Source organism: Streptomyces sp. L500, from assembly GCF_054551825.1.
On record NZ_JBTOLC010000001.1, the window covers coordinates 268,478 to 284,862 of the forward strand.

Below are 16,385 nucleotides of genomic sequence, written 5' to 3' on the forward strand. Positions count from 1 at the left end.
CGAAACACAAAATCCGGCGGGACGGTAGCAGTGCCGTGATCTTGGTCGGCGATGTTCGAGCCAGTCATGCTGTCGGCTGTTTTGTTGCGATGTACCGCACTTTGTGGCCACTCTCCGGCGAAAACCAGCCATAACCTGCCCTTCTCCATGGGCATGACAGTCCGAAAACGCTCCTGCGGCGGCCCGTCCGAAAAAAGCCGCCCGCCCGCCCGCGCGCGCGTAGCGTGCCACCCTGCCGGACCAGTCGACGACCCCAGGACGAGGCGCATGCCCGACACGAAACCCAAGAGGCCCAAGGCCCCGGACCTCATGAACAATCTCCTGCACGGCGGCAAGAAGGAGGCCACATGCCCGCGCTGCAAAAAAACGCGCCTCAAGGGCCATGGCGTACGGCAGCTCACGGAGAGCAATGAGTTGCAAGGCGTCCTCGGCAACATAGTCGCCGCGCTCAGGCAGGACACGTCGGTCACCACAAAGGCGTTTATGGTCGGGGTGCTTGAGGCGCGCATAAACAACAAGCAGTACCGCCTCGTCGCCTCCAGCGGGCGCCAGGAGACACCGTGGGTCACCAAGGCCCACATTCCCTCGGGCTGGAAGATCGTCGAACCTGCGCTGCCCAGCGACCGAAAAGGCTGGTGGAACATCAGGGGCGACAGGGTCGACTTCCCCGAGATGGCGGGTGTCACCCGTCCTTGCGCGGCCATGAAGCTCCTGCTCGGCCTTGCCAGGGAAATTCCCAAGTGGGGGGCCGTGCAGCATGTCTTCCTCGCCGAGGAGTACTTCAAGGGCAAGGCATATGTGCCGGACCCCCGGAATCCGGACCCCCGGCAGTGGCGTGGCGAGGGCACCGTGTGCTCGTACACGGCCGAGTCCTGCGACCAGTGCGAGGCCCGCATCCCCTACCTGATCTGCGACGTCCCCGCCAACGCCATCCCCGCCAACGCCATCCCCGACTGAGCCACCCCGGAGCCGTTCCCGGAGCCCCTCTCCGGAATGGCCGACATCCGACGTCCACCCCTCTGTTCGACATCGCCTTCCATCGCTGATCGTTGACCTCACGACGGAAGCGCGAGGGGAGAGCCCGGATGCCGATCAGCCGTAGACAGCTCCTGGCCGGCGGAGCCGGCCTGGGGCTGGCCGCCGCGGCGACCGCGTGCGGCTCCAACACCGGCCGCGGCGCCGAAGGTTCCCGCACGCGGCTGACGCAGTGGTATCACCAGTACGGCGAGGTGGGCACCCGGCAGGCCGTCGGCCGGTACGCGGCCGCGTATCCGGGCGCCGACGTCCACGTCGAGTGGCGGCCCGGCAACTACGACCAGCAGACCGCCGCCGCGCTGCTCACCGATTCCGGGCCCGACGTCTTCGAGACCACCGGGCCCACCCTGGACCAGATCCGCAGCGGCCAGGTCACCGACGTCACCGACCTCATCAGCGACGTCCGGGACGACTACCTCCCCGCCGTCCTCACGCCCCGCACCCACGGCGGCCGCCTCTGGGGCGTCCCCCAGGTCGTCGACACCCAGCTGCTCTACTACCGCAAGAGCCTCCTCTCCGCCGCCGGCGTGAGCCCGCCCCACACCCTCGACGAACTGATCGACGCCGCCGCGCGGCTCACCGACCGGAAGACGAGGACGAAGGGCCTCTTCCTCGGCAACGACGGCGGCGCGGGCGTCCTCGCCGGCACGCCCCTGTACGCCGCCGGGCTGTCCCTCGTCACCCCGGACGGCAAGGCCGGCTTCGACGACCCGGCCGCCGCCCGCACCCTCGGCAAACTCCACCGGCTGTACGCCGACAAATCGCTGCTGCTGGGCGCGCCCACCGACTGGTCCGACCCGTCCGCCTTCGTCCAGGGGCTCACGGCCATGCAGTGGTCCGGGCTGTGGGCACTGCCCCGGATCAAGAAGGAGCTCGGCGACGACTTCGGCGTCCTGCCCTTCCCCCCGGACGGCCCCGCCGGCCGGCCCGCCGTGCCCGTCGGCGCGTACGCGGCCGCCGTGAACGCCCGCAGCGGGCACCGGGACGCGGCCAAGGCGTTCGTGAAGTGGTTGTGGGTCGAACGGGCCGACCACCAGCTCGACTTCGCGCTCTCCTACGGCTTCCACATCCCCGCCCGCGCCTCCCTCGCCGCGAAGGCGGACCGGCTCGCGACCGGCCCGGCGGCGGAGGTGGTGCGGTTCACCAAGGACCACGGCTACGCACAGCCCCTGCTGTGGACGCCCGCGAGCCAGGTCGCCTACCAGGACGCGCTGCACCGCGTCATCCAGGAGGGCGCCGACCCGGCCGCCCAGCTGAGGGCGGCGGTCCGCAGGACCGAGGACGAGCTCACGCGCGTACGGAAGGGGAACTGACATGCCCGCCACCGGCGTACGGCGGCGGCACAGCCGCGCCCTCTGGTTCTGGGTGTTCGTCGGCCCGTTCGCGGCCGGGCTCGCGCTCTTCACCTACGTACCGCTGCTGTGGAGCGTCTGGCTGAGCTTCTTCGACGCCCACAACACCGTCTCCCCCACCGACTTCGTGGGCCTGGACAACTACGCGACGGTGCTGGGCGATCCGGCCTTCCGCTCGTCCCTCGTGACGTTCGCGGTCTTCACCGCCTTCATCGTCCCCGCCACCTACGCGCTCTCCCTCGGTCTGGCCCTGGCCGTGAACCGGCTGCGCGTCGCCCAGGCGTTCTTCCGCTCGGTGTTCTTCCTGCCCACCGCCTGCTCGTACGTCGTCGCCGCGCTGGTGTGGAAGCTGTCGGTGTTCAACGGCGTCCGCTTCGGGCTGGCCAACACCGTCCTCGGCTGGTTCGGCGCCGACCCCGTCGCCTGGCTGGCGACCCCCGACCCGCCCTGGTACTGGCTGGTCGTCGTCACCGTCCGGCTCTGGCTCCAGAGCGGCTTCTACATGGTGCTGTTCCTGGCCGGACTCCAGCGGATCCCGGTCCGGCTCTACGAGGCGGCCGCGCTCGACGGCGCCCGCCCCGGCTGGCAGACCTTCCGCCACATCACCTTCCCGGCGCTGCGCGCGACGTCCGTGGCCGTGGTCCTGCTGCTGGTCATCAACTCCTTCCAGGCGTTCGACGAGTTCTACAACCTGCTCTCCGACGCGCGCGGCTATCCGCCCTACGCCCGCCCTCCGCTGGTCCACCTCTACTACCTCGCCCTCGGCCAGGGTCAGGACCTGGGCCTGGGCAGCGCGGGAGCGGTGGTCCTGGCGCTCGTCATCGCCGTCGTCACGATCGTGCAGGCCCGCTGGGCGGGACTGGGCCGCACGGAGGAGGCGTAGCCGTGCCCGACTCCCACGACGCCCTCGCCCGCGCGGGGCGCACCCTGCGCCTGGCGCTGCTGAGCGCGCTCGCCGCGCTGTTCCTGCTGCCCTTCTATCTGCTCGTGCGGAACGGGCTGGCCTCCGAGGCGGAGATCACCGCGCCCGGCTGGACGCTGTTCCCGCGCGACCCGCGCTGGTCGAACGTGCGGGAGCTGTTCGCCGACCCGGACGTGCCGATGGCCCACGCCCTGCTGAACTCGGCGCTGATCGCGGTTGCGACGACGGTCGGCACCCTGCTGCTCGCCTCCCTCGCGGGCTACGGGCTGGCCAGGATCCCCTACCGCCACGCGAACGCCGTCCTCTACGCGATCCTGGGCACCCTGATGGTGCCGGCGGCGGTGACGTTCGTGCCGTCGTTCGTGCTGGTGTCCTCGCTCGGGTGGGTCTCCTCGCTGCGCGGGCTGATCGTGCCGACGCTCTTCAGCGCCTTCGCGTGCTTCGTCTTCCGCCAGTACTTCCTGGGCTTCCCCCGGGAGCTGGAGGACGCGGCGCAGGTCGACGGGCTGGGGCACTGGCGCACGTACTGGCGCGTCGTGGTGCCCAACTCCCGGCCGGTGTTCGCGGCGGTGGGCACCATCGTGTTCATCGGCGCGTGGAACTCCTTCCTGTGGCCGCTGGTCATCGGCCAGGGGCGGAGCTCGTGGACCGTCCAGGTGGCCCTGTCGACCTTCACGACCGCGCAGACCGTCACCGTCCACGAGCTGTTCGTGGCGGCCGCGGTCTCGATCCTGCCGCTGCTGCTGGTCTTCCTCTTCCTCCAGCGCTACATCGTCGCCGGGGTGGAGCGGTCGGGGATCGACGACTGACACGGTGCGCCACGGCCCGGCTGGGGGTCCGGGGGTTACCCCCCGGGAGACTGCAGCATCGTCGCCGGGGTGGAGCGGTCGGGGATCGACGACTGACACGGTGCGCCACGCCCCGGCTGGGGGTCCGGGGGTTACCCCCCGGGAGACTGCAGCATCGTCGCCGGGGTGGAGCGGTCGGGGATCGACGACTGACGCCGTGCGCCGTGGCCCGGGCCGCGGTGGCCGCCGCGCAGCAGCGCGGCGCCGAGCGGGGTGAGGGTGTGCATCACCGCGCTGCCGTGCCGCAGGGTCAGCACCAGCCCGGCCTCGCGCAGGACGCCCGCGTGCTGGCTGGCCGAGGCCGCCGACACGCCCACCCTGCGGGCCAGTTCGCTCGTCGTGCAGCCGCCCCCTATGGAGCCGAGCACCGCCGAACGCGTGTGGCCGACGAGCTTGCCCAGCGAGCGCGGCGCCTCGGGGACGACGGGCGCCGTCTCCGACATCGTCCGGGCCGGGTAGACCAGCACGGGCGTGAGCTCGGTGTTCTGGAGCGTCACCGGGGTGCGGCGGCAGAAGAACGAGGGCAGGAGCACCAGCCCGCGCCCGTTGAGGTACAGATCGCGGTCGACGGGGTAGTCGACCTCGAGTACGGGCGCCTGCCAGCGCATCGTCGGCGGCAGCGAGGACAGCAGCGCGTCGGCCCCGCCGTCGAGCAGCGCCCGGCCGCGCACGGCGCGGTCCGCCTCGATCTGGGCCTGGATGTGCGCCCAGTACGGGGCGATGGCCGCCTGGTGGTAGGCGTGGAGGGCGCCGATCAGCTTCCCGAACGCCCGGGAGTCCCCCTCGGCGAGCGATCGTATCCAAGCCGGCAGGGTGCGGACGGTGGACAGCCGGCCGAGTTCGTCGTGCACCCGGTCGGCGGGGGTGGCCCGCAGCGCTTCCATGCCGGACTCGAGTCCGAGTAACCCTTCGGGGGGTGTGAGGAAGTCCGGGAAATATCCCCGGGGCGGAACCAGCGGCGCCAGCAGCCGCGTTTCACCATTCAACCGAGCGCGGGTTTCCGAGCGCCAATCGCCAAAGATCGACTCGCCTTGTTTGTCCCGCAGCCGGTGCAGGCTCAATACGGTTTCCCAGAGCACGTCCGGGTCGCCGGCCAGGCGCAACCGGGCCAGATCGAGTCCAGTGAAATGGACACGCAGCACCAAACCCCCACATGAGACATCCGTCACCACCCCCCGCTCACTGAGTATGCACACCGATACGAGGTGTTACCACGCCCTTTTGGCCACAGTTGAAAGGACTCGCGGCGAACATCGCAGAAGCGAAATGCTATTCACGCACTCAGGGCCGCCCCGCTCGTTCCCGTGGGGGGTGGCGAGCGAAAAAGCGGTCGCTGAGTACGCGAGTTGCCGCCCGAGCCGATGCGGGCGGCAACAACTCCCGGTGGGGGAGTAAAGAGGGGCGGCGCTCCCGCACGGGCGCCGCCCCTTCGCCATGTCCCGGGCCTGACGGGCCCGTTACGGCGGGGTTACCGGCCCCGCCCCCGGCACGGCATGCCGGAGGGGCGGCCCCCCGCACGGGTGCCGCCCCTCCGTTGATCCGGAGCCGTCGAGGGTCTGAGGGTCGAGGTCATCCCAATGACGGCTCCGGGGCTTGTGCGGCCGGTCGCCAACCGGCCCGGCACTCAGCGGCTGTCGCTGCCGCCCTTGCCGTTCAGCGCCGCCGCGCGCCCGGCCTCCAGCCGCGCCACCGGCACCCGGAACGGGGAGCAGGAGACGTAGTCCAGGCCCACCTCGTGGAAGAAGTGCACCGACTCGGGGTCGCCGCCGTGCTCACCGCAGACGCCCAGCTTGAGGTCGGGGCGGGTGGCCCGGCCGGCCTTGGCGGCGGCGCGGACGAGGGAGCCCACGCCGTCCTTGTCGATGGTCTCGAAGGGGCTGACGCCGAAGATGCCCTTCTCCAGGTAGGCGGTGAAGAAGCTGGCCTCGACGTCGTCGCGGGAGAAGCCCCACACGGTCTGGGTGAGGTCGTTGGTGCCGAAGGAGAAGAACTCGGCGGCCTCGGCGATCTGATCGGCCGTCAGCGCGGCGCGCGGCAGCTCGATCATCGTGCCCAGCGGCAGCTTGAGACCGGTGCCGCTCGCGGCCTCGACCTCGGCGATGACGCGCTCGGCCTCCTCGCGGACGATCTCCAGCTCCTGGACGGTGCCCACCAGCGGGATCATGATCTCGGCTCGCGGGTCGCCCTTGGCGTTCCTGCGCTCGGCGGCGGCCTCGGCGATCGCCCGGACCTGCATGGCGAACAGACCGGGGATGACCAGGCCGAGACGGACGCCGCGCAGACCCAGCATCGGGTTCTGCTCGTGCAGCTTGTGCACGGCCTGGAGGAGGCGCAGGTCGTTCTCGTGCGCCTCGTGCCGCGCCTCGGCGAGGGCGACGCGCACCGACAGGTCGGTGATGTCGGGCAGGAACTCGTGCAGCGGCGGGTCGAGGAGGCGGACGGTGACCGGGAGCCCGTCCATGGCCTCGAAGAGCTCCACGAAGTCGGCCTTCTGCAGCGGGAGAAGGGCACTGAGTGCCTCCTCGCGCTCGGTGTCGGTGTCCGCCAGGATCAGCCGCTCGACCATCTCGCGCCGCTCGCCGAGGAACATGTGCTCGGTGCGGCACAGGCCGATGCCCTGGGCGCCGAAGCGGCGGGCGCGCAGCGCGTCCTCGGCGTTGTCGGCGTTGGCGCGGACGCGCAGCCGGCGCATGCGGTCGGCGTAGGCCATCATCCGGTGCACGGCCTGGACCAGCTCGTCGGCGTCGTCGGCGCCCGCGTGCATGCGGCCCTCGAAGTACTCGACGACCGGGGACGGGACGACCGGGACCTCGCCCAGGTAGACCTTGCCGCTGGAGCCGTCGATGGAGACGACGTCGCCCTCCTGGACGACCACGCCGCCGGGGGCGGTCATCTTGCGCTGCTTGGTGTCGACCTCCAGCTCCTCGGCGCCGCAGACACAGGTCTTGCCCATGCCGCGGGCGACGACGGCGGCGTGCGAGGTCTTGCCGCCGCGCGAGGTCAGGATGCCCTCGGAGGCGATCATGCCGTCGAGGTCGTCGGGGTTGGTCTCGCGGCGGATCAGGATGACCTTCTCGCCGGAGCGGGACCACTTGACGGCGGTGTACGAGTCGAAGACGGCCCGGCCCACGGCGGCGCCCGGCGAGGCGGCGATGCCCCGGCCCAGCAGCTCGGTCTTCGCCTTCTCGTCGAAGCGCGGGAACATCAGCTGCGCGAGCTGGGCACCCGTGACGCGCTGGAGCGCCTCGGCCTCGTCGATGAGGCCCTGGTCCACGAGCTGGGTGGCGATGCGGAAGGCGGCGCCGGCGGTGCGCTTGCCGACGCGGGTCTGGAGCATCCACAGCTTGCCGCGCTCGATGGTGAACTCGATGTCGCACAGGTCCTTGTAGTGCGTCTCGAGGGTCTCCATGATCTGCATGAGCTGGTCGTAGGAGGCCTTGTCGATGCGCTCCAGCTCGGCGAGCGGCATGGTGTTGCGGATGCCCGCGACGACGTCCTCGCCCTGGGCGTTCTGCAGGTAGTCGCCGTAGACGCCCTGGTGGCCGCTGGCGGGGTCGCGGGTGAAGGCGACGCCGGTGCCGGAGTCGGGGCCGAGGTTGCCGAAGACCATGGAGCAGATGTTGACGGCGGTGCCCAGGTCGCCGGGGATGCGCTCCTGGCGGCGGTAGAGCTTGGCGCGGTCGCCGTTCCAGGAGTCGAAGACCGCCCTTATGGCGAGGTCCATCTGCTCGCGGGGGGCCTGCGGGAAGTCCCGGCCGGTCTCCTTGGCGACGATGTCCTTGAACCGCGCGACCAGGGCCTTGAGGTCCTCGGCGGCGAGGTCGACGTCGGTGGTGACGCCCTTGGCCCGCTTGGCCTCCTCCAGCGCGTCCTCGAAGAGCTCGCCGTCGACGCCGAGGACGGTCTTGCCGAACATCTGGATGAGGCGGCGGTAGGAGTCCCAGGCGAAGCGCTCGTCGCCGGCCTGGACCGCGAGGCCGGCCACGGACTCGTCGGAGAGGCCGATGTTGAGGACCGTGTCCATCATGCCGGGCATGGAGAACTTGGCGCCCGAACGGACCGAGACCAGCAGCGGGTTGTCGGCCTGGCCGAGCTTCTTGCCCATCCGCTCCTCGAGGGCCTCCAGGTGGGCGGTGACCTCGTCGCGCATGGACGGGGGCTCCTCGCCGCCCTCCAGGTAGACCTTGCAGGCCTCGGTGGTGATGGTGAAGCCGGGCGGCACCGGCAGACCGAGGTTGGTCATCTCGGCGAGGTTGGCACCCTTCCCGCCGAGCAGGTCCTTGAGCTCCTTGTTGCCCTCGGTGAAGTCGTAGACGAACTTCTGGCGATCTTCGGTTACCGGCACGGGAATCGACTCCTCACTGGGGCCTCCCGGGACGCAAGGGGGTGGGCTGCCCTGACGGCGGGGAGCGTACCCAGATCGAAGGCGGTTTTGGAGGTCTACTCCGCCAACTTGGGGGCGCGACCACCCATCCGCCAGCAGATCGAAAGTTGAGCGCTCATTTGAGGTTTGACCCCACCTCCTTCGACTCCTGAAGAGATGATGACCGAAAATCATCGCTCCATCACACCCCGTCGAGGATTCCCGCCGTCTGGCGCTGAGTGCCATCAGGAGTTGAAGCCAAAAGGGGTGGCACGCAGTGCCACCCCTTGGAAAGGTGCACCCCTGATTTGGCCGCTCATCTGAGCGTGTCACCTATCAGAGGTGGCGAGAATCACGCCGCGTCCACCGGCCCGTCAGCCGCCGGAAGTGTCCAGTTCCGCTTCCGTACCCACGGTTGCGCCATCGAACGGGTCATCGAGCCAGCCGTCCGGAAGCACCACTCGGTCGCGCCCGGAGGTCCGCCCGCGCGGCCCGTCGGCACCCACCGGCCAGGGCTGATCCAGGTCGACCTCGCTCAAAAGAGCGCCCATTTCGTCCAGAGAAGAGGCGATTGCCAGCTTCTTCCGGAGCTCCGAGCCCACCGAGAAGCCCTTGGTGTACCAGGCGACGTGCTTGCGGAAGTCGATGACCCCGCGCCGCTCGTCCTCCAGCCACTCCCCCAGCAGCGCGGCGTGGCGCACCATCACCGCCGCCACGTCGCGGAGCGTGGGCCGCGCGTACGACGGCTCCCGGCCCTCCTCGGCCGCCTCGAAGGCCTCGACGAGGTCGCCGAAGAGCCAGGGCCGGCCCAGGCAGCCGCGGCCGACCACGACGCCGTCGCAGCCGGTCTCCCGCATCATCCGCACGGCGTCCTCGGCCGACCAGATGTCCCCGTTGCCCAGCACCGGGATCTCCGGCACGGCCTCCTTGAGGCGCGCGATGGCCTCCCAGTCGGCGGTGCCGCTGTAGTGCTGGGCGGCCGTGCGCCCGTGGAGGGCGATGGCGGTGACGCCCTCCTCGACGGCGATCCGCCCGGCGTCCAGGAAGGTGAGGTGGTCGTCGTCGATGCCCTTGCGCATCTTCATGGTCACCGGGAGGGCGCCGGCGTTGCCGACGGCCTCGCGGAGGATCGAGCGCAGCAGGTTCCGCTTGTACGGCAGGGCGGAGCCGCCGCCCTTGCGGGTGACCTTGGGGACGGGGCAGCCGAAGTTGAGGTCGATGTGGTCGGCCAGGTCCTCGTCCACGATCATGCGGACGGCCTTGCCGACGGTCACCGGGTCGACGCCGTAGAGCTGGATCGAGCGGGGCTTCTCGGTCCCGTCGAAGTGGATCAGCCGCATCGTCTTCGCGTCGCGCTCGACGAGCGCGCGCGTGGTGATCATTTCGCTGACGAAGAGCCCCTTCCCTCCCGAGAACTCGCGGCAGAGCGTGCGGAAGGGCGCGTTGGTGATCCCCGCCATGGGGGCCAGGACCACCGGCGGCTGCACGGAGTGCGGACCGATCTGGAGCGTCATGGAGGGAGCTTCCTCGAAGTGGTGCGGACGGTCGGGCTGACCGTCCATTGTCCCTCATTCGGCGCAGACGCCCCGTTCCCCGTCGAGGACGCCCCGTTCCCCGTCGAGCGCGAGGGCGTGGAGCCGGTGGAGCGCCGCGCGGGTGTCCTCGTCGGCGGGGGTGAAGGTGATCAGCCGGGTGCCGGGGTTGGGCCCGGTCCACAGGCTGGTGTGGTTCAGCCGCAGCAGACCCACCCGGCTGTGCTGGAGGATCGCCGCCTTGTGGTCGTCGACGGGCATGATCTCGTGCCGCGCCCAGAGCTCACGGAAGTCCGCGGAGGCTTCCAGCAGCCGCCTGAGCAGGCACTTCCAGGCCGGCTCGGCTATGTGCTCGGCCATGGCGCCGCGGAACTTGGCGGCCATGGCCCGCCGGGCCTCCTCCCCGTTGAGCGCGGAGGCGCGCCAGACGGGGTCGGTGAAGTGCAGCCACAGGCAGTTGCGGTTCTCCGGCGGCAGGGCGTCCAGGTCGCCCATCAGCCGGTTGTAGCAGCGGTTGTGGGCCAGGATGTCGTAGCGCGCGTTCTGCACACAGGCGGGCAGCGGTTCGAGCGCCTCCAGCATCTCGCGCAGCGCCGGGGTGATGCCGGCGCCGTCCGTGCCGGGCAGCGGGTCGACGGAGTTGGCCAGGGCGAACAGGTGGCCGCGCTCGCCCCGGTCGAGCAGCAGCGCCCGGGCGAGGGCGTCGAGCACCTGGCTGGAGACCTGGATGTCCCGGGCCTGCTCCAGCCACGTGTACCAGGTGACGCCCACGGCGGCGAGCTGGGCCACCTCCTCGCGGCGCAGGCCCGGCGTGCGGCGGCGCGGGCCGCGCGGCAGCCCCACCTGCTCGGGGGTGATGCGCTCCCTGCGGGAGCGGAGAAAGGCCGCCAGCTCCTGGCGGCGTACGTCATCCGCCGTAGGAACGATTACGGCGGAGCGCTCGAACGTCATCGTCGTCATTACCCCAGGGTGCGGGCCCGCGCAGGCAGTTTCCAGGTAGTGCCGGTACCAGGATAAGGACACTCTGGTACCAGGCTCCGGGCACCGCCATCGTCGTATCCGTGAGTGAACCGCGCATAGCCCCCGTCTCCGTCCCGACGACTCCCGACTCCCCCTCCGCCCGTGTGCCGTCCTCCTCGCCCGCGCTGAGTCCGCTGGGCCTGGCGACCGTCCTCCTGGGAGCGGCGCTGCCGTTCCTGGACTTCTTCATCGTCAACGTCGCCCTGCCGACGATCGACCACGACCTGGACGCCGGCCCGGCGCTGCTGGAGATGGTGGTCGGCGGCTACGGCGTCGCCTACGCGGTCCTGCTCGTGCTGGGCGGGCGGCTGGGCGACATGGCGGGCCGGCGCAGGCTCTTCCTGTGGGGCACGGCCGCCTTCGGCGTGACCTCCGTGGCGTGCGGCCTGGCCCCGGACGCCTGGACGCTGGTGGCGGCGCGGATCGCGCAGGGCGCGGCGGCGGCGCTGATGCTCCCGCAGGTGCTGGCGACCATTCAGGCCACGACGCACGGCGAACAGCGCACCCGGGCGCTGAGCTGGTACAGCGGCACGGCCGGTGTGGTGAGCGCGGTCGGGCAGGTGCTCGGCGGCGTGCTGGTGTCGTTCGACGTGCTGGGCACCGGCTGGCGGTCGATCTTCCTGATCAACGCGCCGATCGCGGCGGTGGCGCTGCTGCTCGCGGTCCGTTCGGTGCCGGAGACCCGCTCGGAGAACCCGACGCGGGTGGACGGGCGGGGCACGGTCCTGCTGTCGCTGACGCTGGTGTCGCTGCTGATCCCGCTGACGGAGGGCCGCTCGACGGGCTGGCCGCTGTGGTCGTGGCTGCTGCTGGCGACGTTCCCGGTCGCGGCGGTGGCGTTCGTGCTCGTGGAGCGGCGCGAGGAGCGCGCGGGGCGGACCCCGCTGGTGCCGCCGTCGCTGCTGCGGGTGCCCTCGGTGCGCGACGGCCTCGCGGTGATCGTGCCCTTCTCCATCGGCTGGGGCGGCTTCATGTTCGTCCTCGCGGTGGCGCTCCAGGAGGGGCTGCGGCTGGGCCCGCTGGCGGCCGGTGCGGCGCTGGTGCCGATGTGCGCGACCTTCCTGATCGGCTCGCTGGCGGGCCCCCGGCTGGCCTCGCGGTTCGGGCGGCGGCTGGTGACCGCGGGGGCGGTCGTCCAGGGGCTGGGGCTGCTCACGGTGGGCGCGACGTTCTGGTTCGGCTGGGACGGCCTGGGCGCGCTGGGCCTGGCGCCGGGGCTGGCCGTGCAGGGGCTGGGCCAGGGCCTGCTGATGCCGATCACGATGCGGCTGGTGCTCAGCGAGGTGCCGGTGGCGCAGGCGGGGGTGGGCGGCGGGGTGCTGGTCACCACGCAGCAGGCGTTCATGGCGCTGGGCGTGGCCACGCTCGGCTCGCTGTTCCTGTCGCTGGCGCCGGGCGTGGGGATGCGGGAGGGGCTGGAGATCACGCTGGGGGTGCAGCTGGTGCTGGTGGTGATCACGGCGGGGCTGAGCCTGCGATTGCCGCGCACGGTGGCGTGAGGAGGGGCGGGGGACGGCACATGGACTGACAGATATTGAAATCTGTCAGTCCATGTGTCACTGTGGTTGGCGTACCCCGCTCCGCCCTCCGCTTCGAAGGAGTCCCCGTGCTGCACCGCACCCTCGGCACCACCGGCCCCCAGGTCTCCGCCCTCGGCCTCGGCTGCATGGGCATGTCCGCCCTCTACGGCGACGCCGACCGCGCCGAATCGATCGCCACCATCCACGCCGCCCTCGACGCGGGCGTCACCCTGCTGGACACGGGTGACTTCTACGGCATGGGCCACAACGAGACGCTCATCGGCGAGGCCCTGCGCTCGGCGCCCGCCGCGCACCGCGAGAAGGCGCTGACCAGCGTGAAGTTCGGCGCCCTGCGCGACCCGGACGGCGGCTGGTCCGGCTACGACGGCCGTCCCGCCGCCGTGAAGAACTTCGCCGCCTACTCGCTCCAGCGGCTGGGCGTCGACCACATCGACGTCTACCGGATCGCCCGCGTCGACCCGGACGTCCCGATCGAGGAGACCGTCGGCGCCATCGCCGAGCTCGTCGAGGCCGGCCACGTCCGCCACATCGGCCTCTCCGAGGCCGGCGCGGACACCATCCGCCGGGCCGCCTCCGTCGCCCCGATCGCCGACCTCCAGATCGAGTACTCGCTGCTCTCGCGCGGCATCGAGGAGCGCATCCTGCCCACCTGCCGTGAGCTGGGCATCGGGATCACCGCGTACGGCGTGCTCTCGCGCGGCCTGATCAGCGGCCACTTCGGCCGCGACCGGCAGCTCGCCGCGAACGACTTCCGCGGCATGAGCCCGCGCTTCCAGGGCGAGAACCTCCAGCGCAACCTCGACCTCGTCGACGCGCTCCGCAAGGTCGCCGAGGGCCGGGGCGCGACGGTCGCGCAGACCGCCATCGCCTGGGTCCTCTCGCGCGGCGAGGACATCGTCCCGCTGGTGGGCGCCCGCCGCCGCGACCGCCTCCAGGAGGCCCTGGGCGCGCTGGACCTCACCCTGGACGCGGACGACCTCGCGGCCATCGAGGAAGCGATCCCCGCAGGCTCGGCCGCGGGCGCCCGCTACCCGGACTCCCAGATGACCCACCTGGACAGCGAGCACTGACGCACGGACCCGGTTGTGGGCAGGCGTTCCGCAGGGCTGGGGGCACCTCCCAGCGGTAGCTGGGGGAGGGTGGGCACAACCGACCACCGGCCTGCACCCGGGTACGGTCGGTCATACAAACAGCCGCACCCGTACCCCCGCCCCGAAGGGAACCCACACCGCGATGCCGCCGGAACCGCTGACGTCAGACCGCATCCTCGAAGCCACCGAGGACGTGCTGCGCCGCTACGGCCCCGCAAAGGCCACCGTGGTCGACGTGGCCCGCGCGCTGGGGGTCAGCCACGGCAGTGTCTACCGCCACTTCGGCAGCAAGGCCGCCCTGCGGGAGGCGGTCACCGACCGCTGGCTCGACCAGTCGCACGCCGAGTTGTCGGCGCTGGCCGACGCGGAGGGCCCGGCCGAGGGCCGGCTCCGCGACTGGCTGGCCGCCCTCTTCGCGGCCAAGCGCCGCAAGGCGGGCGGCGACCCGGAGCTGTTCGCCACGTACATGGTTCTCGTCGGCGAGAACAGCAGCACCGTGGAGCGCCACATCGCGACGATGATCGAGCAGCTCGCCCGGATCATCGAAGGCGGAGTGGGCGAGGGCGAGTTCAGGCCCGTCGAGCCCTCGACGGCGGCCCGCGCCGTCTGGGACGCGAGCAGCCGCTTCCACGACCCCGCCTACGCGGCGGAGTGGTCGAAGCCGGAGATCGACACCGCCTTCGAGGCGGTCTGCGACCTGGTCGTACGCGGCCTCCACGCATAGCCGCACCCACGCGGGAAGGGGGCGGCCGGAAAGGGGGCGGGGGTCACCCGACCCCGAGGAACCGCAGAACGGCGAGGACCCGCCGGTGGTCGGCCTCGGCCTTCGGCAGGTCCAGCTTCGCCAGGATGCTGTTGATGTGCTTGGCCACGGCGCTCTCGCTGACGACGAGCCGCTCGGCGATGCCCGCGTTGGAGCGGCCCTCGGCCATGGCGGTCAGGACCTCCCGCTCGCGCGCCGTCAGCCGGTCCAGCGGGTCGCTGTGACGTCGCGTCAGCAGCTGGGAGACCACCTGGGGGTCGAGCGCGGTGCCGCCCGCGGCCACGCGCCGCAGCGCGTCGATGAACTCCTCGACGTCGGCGACCCGTTGCTTGAGGAGGTAGCCGAACCCCGCCGTGTCGCCGATCAGCAGCTCGGTGGCGTAGCGCTCCTCCACGTACTGGGAGAGGAGCAGCACCGCCGTGCCGGGCCACCGTTCGCGCATCACCAGAGCGGCTCGTACGCCCTCGTCCGTGTAACCGGGCGGCATCCGCACGTCGAGGACGGCGAGGTCGGGACGGTGCAGTTCCACGGCGGCCAGCGCCGACTCGGCGTCGCCGGCTTCCGCGACCACCTCGAATCCGGCCGTTTCCAGGACCTTCACCAGGCCCACTCGGAGCAGGACGGAATCCTCGGCGATCACAGCGCGCACGGCAGCTCCACGGTCACGACGGTCGGGCCCCCGACGGGGCTGCTGAACGAGAACGTGCCGTCGACCGACGCGACGCGCTTGGCCAGCCCGGCCAGTCCCGTGCCGCCCGAGGGGTCGGCACCGCCCACGCCGTCGTCGGAGACGACGACGAGCAGTATGCCCCCGAAGCGTTCGACGGTGACATCCGCCCTCGACGCCTGGGCGTGCTTGACCACATTGGCGAGCGCCTCGGACACGACGAAGTAGGCGACGGCCTCGACCGCCGGGGCGGGCCGGGAGGCGAGGTCCACCTTCACCCGCACGGGCAGCGGCGCCCGCTCGGCGAGCCCGGAGAGCGCGGCGTCCAGCCCCCGGTCCTCCAGGACGGCGGGGTGGAGCCCGCGCACGAGGTCCTGGAGTTCGGCGATGGCCTCCTTGGCCTCGCGGTGCGCGTCGTCGATGACCCTGCGGGCGTCGTCGGGCAGATCGGGCATCGTCATCTTGGCCAGGCCCAGGTTGACGGCGAGGGACACCAGTCGCTGCTGGGCGCCGTCGTGGAGGTCCCGCTCGATGCGGCGGCGCTCGGCGTCGGCGGCGTCCACGACACCGGCGCGGGCCTCGGTGACCTCCTCCACCCGGCGCTCCAGCTGCTCGGCCCGGCTGGGCCCGAGGCGCTTCAGCGCCGCCCGGGTGTCGACGCGGGCGAGGGCGCCGGACAGCCACGCGGAGCAGTAGATCCCGGCGAGCCCGGCGGCGGTGAGGTAGGCGGCCTGCACGACGTAGCCCACCTCGGCCAGCCGGTACTCCGGCGGCACGGCCCACACCCACACATAGACGGTGGCGGCGACGAGGGAAGTCGCCCACAGCAGCAGGACGCACACCGCGCCCGCCGCGATCAGCGGCCCGAACACCAGGTGGTACCGCACCTGGCGCCAGGCCGACTCCGAACGCAGCCACCGCTTCACGCCCCCGGCCGCCGCCGGCGCGGGAATCTCCACCCCGAGTCGCGCCCGGAACCGCTTCCGCTGGGCGACGGTCAGCAGCGGCGACGCCGCCCCGACCACCGCGACCATCCCCGCCAGCGCCAGCAGACAACTCGACGCCCGCGTCGGCCCCCCGTCCAGCCACGGCACGGCGAGCGCGAACAGCGCCCCGCACTGGATCAGCGCCCCGACAGCGTGAAAGGCGGCGGAACGGGCCGACCCGACGAAGGGGCGGAGGAGCTGCTGGAGCGGCCGGGGAATTCGCATGCGTCACACGGTAAGCGCGCAGGTCAGACCGGTCGATGGC

Annotated in this window: 13 protein-coding genes; 7 read left to right on the forward strand and 6 right to left on the reverse strand. The window is 71.6% G+C overall.

Features of this window, described 5'->3' with window-relative positions:
* Positions 1–267: 267 nt before the first annotated feature.
* The 4 genes from ACX9I7_RS01400 (at position 268) to ACX9I7_RS01415 (ending at position 4,118) form a co-directional block, all read left to right on the forward strand.
* Entirely contained in the window at positions 268–957 is a 690-nt protein-coding gene (locus ACX9I7_RS01400; RefSeq protein WP_459386257.1) for a hypothetical protein, read from the forward strand.
* Between the two features lie 128 nt (positions 958–1,085).
* A complete protein-coding gene (locus tag ACX9I7_RS01405) occupies positions 1,086–2,348 on the forward strand; it encodes an ABC transporter substrate-binding protein (protein ID WP_459386258.1) in 1,263 nt (420 codons plus the stop codon).
* 1 nt (position 2,349) lies between these two features.
* Positions 2,350–3,270, forward strand: coding sequence for a carbohydrate ABC transporter permease (locus tag ACX9I7_RS01410; RefSeq protein ID WP_459386259.1), 921 nt, complete (start codon positions 2,350–2,352; stop codon positions 3,268–3,270).
* Between the two features lie 2 nt (positions 3,271–3,272).
* Positions 3,273–4,118, forward strand: coding sequence for a carbohydrate ABC transporter permease (locus ACX9I7_RS01415; protein ID WP_459386260.1), 846 nt, complete (start codon positions 3,273–3,275; stop codon positions 4,116–4,118).
* A gap of 131 nt (positions 4,119–4,249) precedes the next feature.
* Here ACX9I7_RS01415 and ACX9I7_RS01420 read toward each other — a convergent pair whose 3' ends face one another.
* The 4 genes from ACX9I7_RS01420 to ACX9I7_RS01435 all read right to left on the reverse strand — a co-directional run bounded on the left by ACX9I7_RS01420 (position 4,250) and on the right by ACX9I7_RS01435 (position 11,012).
* Positions 4,250–5,299, reverse strand: a complete 1,050-nt coding sequence (locus ACX9I7_RS01420) for an ArsR/SmtB family transcription factor (RefSeq protein ID WP_387575991.1) — start codon at positions 5,297–5,299, stop codon at positions 4,250–4,252.
* 482 nt (positions 5,300–5,781) lie between these two features.
* Complete coding sequence (gene ppdK, locus ACX9I7_RS01425) at positions 5,782–8,502, reverse strand: pyruvate, phosphate dikinase (RefSeq protein ID WP_387575989.1); 2,721 nt, start codon at positions 8,500–8,502, stop codon at positions 5,782–5,784.
* A gap of 392 nt (positions 8,503–8,894) precedes the next feature.
* Positions 8,895–10,034 carry a tRNA dihydrouridine synthase DusB gene (dusB, locus tag ACX9I7_RS01430; RefSeq protein WP_392757650.1) on the reverse strand — a complete coding sequence of 380 codons (1,140 nt, stop codon included), beginning with the start codon at positions 10,032–10,034 and terminating at the stop codon, positions 8,895–8,897.
* Between the two features lie 54 nt (positions 10,035–10,088).
* The gene (locus tag ACX9I7_RS01435; RefSeq protein ID WP_459386261.1) at positions 10,089–11,012 is read right to left on the reverse strand and encodes a helix-turn-helix transcriptional regulator; all 924 of its coding nucleotides are present in this window, start codon (positions 11,010–11,012) and stop codon (positions 10,089–10,091) included.
* 101 nt (positions 11,013–11,113) lie between these two features.
* Here ACX9I7_RS01435 and ACX9I7_RS01440 point away from each other — a divergent pair, with 101 nt between their 5' ends.
* From ACX9I7_RS01440 to ACX9I7_RS01450, 3 genes are all read left to right on the forward strand, one after another.
* Positions 11,114–12,571 (forward strand): MFS transporter, encoded by a 1,458-nt coding sequence (locus tag ACX9I7_RS01440; RefSeq protein ID WP_387575983.1) that lies wholly within the window; start codon positions 11,114–11,116, stop codon positions 12,569–12,571.
* Between the two features lie 107 nt (positions 12,572–12,678).
* Positions 12,679–13,683 carry an aldo/keto reductase gene (locus ACX9I7_RS01445; protein ID WP_387575981.1) on the forward strand — a complete coding sequence of 335 codons (1,005 nt, stop codon included), beginning with the start codon at positions 12,679–12,681 and terminating at the stop codon, positions 13,681–13,683.
* A 163-nt stretch (positions 13,684–13,846) separates the two neighbouring features.
* On the forward strand, positions 13,847–14,428 hold the full coding sequence (locus ACX9I7_RS01450; RefSeq protein WP_459386262.1) for a TetR family transcriptional regulator: 582 nt from the start codon (positions 13,847–13,849) through the stop codon (positions 14,426–14,428).
* Between the two features lie 43 nt (positions 14,429–14,471).
* Here the strand turns inward: ACX9I7_RS01450 and ACX9I7_RS01455 are convergent, their stop codons facing one another.
* On the reverse strand, positions 14,472–15,116 hold the full coding sequence (locus tag ACX9I7_RS01455; protein ID WP_358630988.1) for a response regulator transcription factor: 645 nt from the start codon (positions 15,114–15,116) through the stop codon (positions 14,472–14,474).
* Complete coding sequence (locus ACX9I7_RS01460; RefSeq protein WP_459386263.1) at positions 15,104–16,345, reverse strand: sensor histidine kinase; 1,242 nt, start codon at positions 16,343–16,345, stop codon at positions 15,104–15,106. The genes ACX9I7_RS01455 and ACX9I7_RS01460 overlap by 13 nt, the downstream gene beginning before the upstream one ends.
* Positions 16,346–16,385: the final 40 nt, after the last annotated feature.

Excerpts from the sequence above, each read along its gene's own strand:
- ACX9I7_RS01400 (WP_459386257.1), top strand. The coding sequence starts at position 268 with ATGCCCGACACGAAACCCAAGAGGCCCAAGGCCCCGGACCTCATGAAC.
- ACX9I7_RS01410 (WP_459386259.1), top strand. The coding sequence starts at position 2,350 with ATGCCCGCCACCGGCGTACGGCGGCGGCACAGCCGCGCCCTCTGGTTC.
- ACX9I7_RS01450 (WP_459386262.1), top strand. The coding sequence starts at position 13,847 with ATGCCGCCGGAACCGCTGACGTCAGACCGCATCCTCGAAGCCACCGAG.
- ACX9I7_RS01405 (WP_459386258.1), top strand. The coding sequence starts at position 1,086 with ATGCCGATCAGCCGTAGACAGCTCCTGGCCGGCGGAGCCGGCCTGGGG.
- ACX9I7_RS01435 (WP_459386261.1), bottom strand. The coding sequence starts at position 11,012 with ATGACGACGATGACGTTCGAGCGCTCCGCCGTAATCGTTCCTACGGCG.
- dusB (WP_392757650.1), bottom strand. The coding sequence starts at position 10,034 with ATGACGCTCCAGATCGGTCCGCACTCCGTGCAGCCGCCGGTGGTCCTG.
- ACX9I7_RS01460 (WP_459386263.1), bottom strand. The coding sequence starts at position 16,345 with ATGCGAATTCCCCGGCCGCTCCAGCAGCTCCTCCGCCCCTTCGTCGGG.